Origin of the sequence: Nonomuraea longicatena, assembly GCF_039525605.1 — a bacterium.
GTDB lineage: Bacteria > Actinomycetota > Actinomycetes > Streptosporangiales > Streptosporangiaceae > Nonomuraea > Nonomuraea longicatena.
Map to the genome: position 1 here is coordinate 1 of NZ_BAAAHQ010000066.1, position 2,954 is coordinate 2,954.

Below are 2,954 nucleotides of genomic sequence, written 5' to 3' on the forward strand. Positions count from 1 at the left end.
AAACAGCCGCATAGGCTACGCCCATAAGACGGCTGTCCGGAATCACCGCGGCCCCTCAAATTCTGAGGGCCACGGAGATTCCGGACAGCCGCGCAGCTTGGTCAGTGCCTTCCAGCTCTTCAGGGTCGCAACGGCACGCTCGCCGATGGCTCGGATGCGAGCGTGGGCGCGGTTGACGTCTCGCTAGCCGCGTGACAGCCAGGGCCGATAGCGATGCCGCTTGAACGGTGTGCGGATCGTGCCGCCCGCTCCTTGACAGCACTTGTCCGCGAAGATCTTCACGCCAGCACTCGTCAAGGTGTCGATCAGACCGACCGTCCGAGCTTGGGAGATGTCGTGAATGGCGCCCGGCAGCGCTGGTGAAGCCCACACCAGCCGGCCCACCGGGTCGGCCAAGCGGTCAATCGGGATGAGGGTGCCGTCCAAGATGGCATAGGCCAGCCGGGCCGCGCGCTGGACCGCAGCCCGCACGTCGCCGGCTAGGGCGGTCACAAGGTCGACGGCTTCGCCGAGTAGCACTAGGAGACTTCTGATGATGTTGCTGGTCAGGCTTCCGATCATGTAGGTCGAGGATCAGGCTGGGCAGCATGATGGGGCATCGTCCCGAGCGGCCGGTAGGGCCGGATGTATGGAACACCTGCCGGGAGTTGATCCCGGCAGGCAGCGTGTACGCGTTCTTGGCCGAACATCGAGATGAGCTGCTGCCCGAGGAGATGTTCACCGACCTGTACGCCGCGACCGACGGCCGGCCGAGCCTCCCGCCGCAGGTGCTGGCGTGTGTGACGGTCCTGCAGGTGCTGCTGCACCACTCCGATCCCGAGGCCGCGCTGGCGGTGCGCTGTGATCTGCGCTGGAAGCCGCCTGCGGGCTGGGCCTACACGATCGCGGCTCCGATCCGTCGCTGCTGGTGTATTTCCGGCAGCGGTTGCGCCGCTCCGGTGATCCGAACCGGATCTTCGCCCGGGTCAGCCGGGTGGCCGCGGCCAGCGGGGCCCTGCGCAGCCGGATGCGGCGAGTACTGGACTCGGCGGTGCTGCAGGACGCGGTAGCGACCCAGGACACCATCACCCAGCTGATCACGGCGATACGGCGGGCGGGCCGGCAGGTGCCCGGCGCCGCCCAGCTGATCGCCGAACGCTGCCAGGCCACCGACTACACCGATCCGGGCAAGCCCGCGATCACCTGGAACGACGCCACCGCGCGTCAGGAGCTGGTCTCCGGCCTGGTCAACGACGCGCTCACCGTGGTGGAGGCATTCCAAGCGGCCGCCATCGCCGGCGAACTGAGTGACGACGCGGCTCAGGCCCTGGCGCTGGTGGCTGGCCAGGACGTCGAGGCGGCCGAGGGCTCCGACGGCTCCGACGGACGCTGGCGGATCGCCCGCAAGGTCGCTCCGGACCGGGTCATCTCCACCGTCGACGATCAAGCCCGGCACGTGCACAAAACCGTGCACGATCGCCAGGACGGCTACAAGGCCCACGTCGTGATCGAACCCGATACCGGGCTGTTCACCGCTGCGCGGCTGACCATGGCCAGCGGAGCCGGCAACCACGAGGCGGTCATCGGCGTGGACCTGCTGAGCGAACCATCCGCCGAACCTGCCACGTTCGAGGTGCTGGGCGATACGGCCTACGGCACCGGCGACGCCCGCGCCGCGCTCGCCGAGGCCGGGCACACCGTCATCTTCAAACCCGCACCGCTGCGCCCGGCTGTGGCCGGCGGCTTCACCATCGACGACTTCATCGTGGACGAAGCCGGCGGCACCGTCATCTGCCCGGCCGGGGTGAGACGGCACATCACCGCGGCGCGGTCGGTGACCTTCGGCGTCGCCTGCCGCTCCTGCCCACTGCGCGAGCGCTGCACCACCAGCAAGGACGGCCGCTCCCTGCAACTGCACCCCTATGACGCCCTGTTACGCCAGGCCCGCCGGCAATGGGTCACCGACCCCGGCCTGCAAGCCGTCTACCGGCGGCACCGGCCCATGGTCGAACGCTCCATCGCGTGGCTGATCGGCGCGGACGGCGGCGCCCGCAAGCTCCGCTACCGCGGTGTGCTGCGCAACGACCTCTGGCTCCACCTACGAGCAGCCGCCCTGAACCTGCGCCGCCTGATCAACCTCGGACTCGCCCACGCTCAGGGCACCTGGACGCTACGGCCGGCCACCGGCTGAGGCCATCCAGCGGGCAACAACCCAGGGCCGCTTCACCCTCAAACCTCGATCGCCAGACCTTCAGCCCGTGATCCATTACGCCAGCAACATCTTCAGAGGGGTCCTAGGCGGTGGTGCGGAATCGAGGCACGGTAAGACAGCAACCAGGCTCCCGGTTGGGGCATCGGATCTTGGTCGACTGCTGTCTTACCGGGAGCTTCCTCTCAACGCCACCGTTCTGTGCACGCCCATCGTGACCAGCGCCGTCAGGTTGGAAAGAGTTCAGCGCCCTCTCTTTCGAAGCGCACATTCAGCAGATCGAACGTCACAGAGGAGGCCCTTACTGGTGCTCGATAGAATTTCGACCTCATCTGTTCATTACCGCTGCAATGACTACTGCGATCCAGAAAGGATACGCTCAAGTTTAGAGCGCACACTGCGAATAAGAGTGTGGCCGGGCTCAAAAAGCCGTTCACATTTAGCTAGCGTCGATTCATACAGCTGGATCGCCTCATCCAAGCGTCCCGCTACTTCATAGGCAGCCGCGAGATTGTGACCGCTGGCCAAAGCATCGGGGTGTTCGGCACCCAGGGTCTGTTCCCGCCTCCTCAGCGTCGCCTCATGTAGTCGGATCGCCTCGCCCGTGCGTCCCGCCGCCTGGTAAGCGACCGCGAGGCTGTTGCGGGTGCTAAGGATATGGGGATGATCGGGATCCAAGAGGCGCTCACGGCTGGTCAACGTCGCCTCATACAGGGGGGCTCTCCCCGAAGTGTGGACACCAGTCGTCATGCGGCGAGCAGCACCC

Annotated in this window: 1 protein-coding gene and 2 pseudogenes; 1 reads left to right on the forward strand and 2 read right to left on the reverse strand. The window is 66.7% G+C overall.

Annotation, left to right across the window (positions count from 1 at the left end; genetic code table 11):
• Positions 1 to 42 precede the first annotated feature (42 nt).
• Positions 43 to 507: pseudogene (locus ABD120_RS38935) on the reverse strand (transposase family protein); the annotation flags it as partial.
• A gap of 80 nt (positions 508 to 587) precedes the next feature.
• On the opposite strand from ABD120_RS38935, the pseudogene ABD120_RS38940 reads away from it, so the two are divergent.
• Positions 588 to 2,170 (forward strand): annotated as a pseudogene (locus ABD120_RS38940) (IS1182 family transposase).
• 372 nt (positions 2,171 to 2,542) lie between these two features.
• Here the strand turns inward: ABD120_RS38940 and ABD120_RS38945 are convergent.
• A partial coding sequence (locus ABD120_RS38945; protein ID WP_343955430.1) for a tetratricopeptide repeat protein occupies positions 2,543 to 2,954 on the reverse strand: 412 nt, incomplete at its 5' end.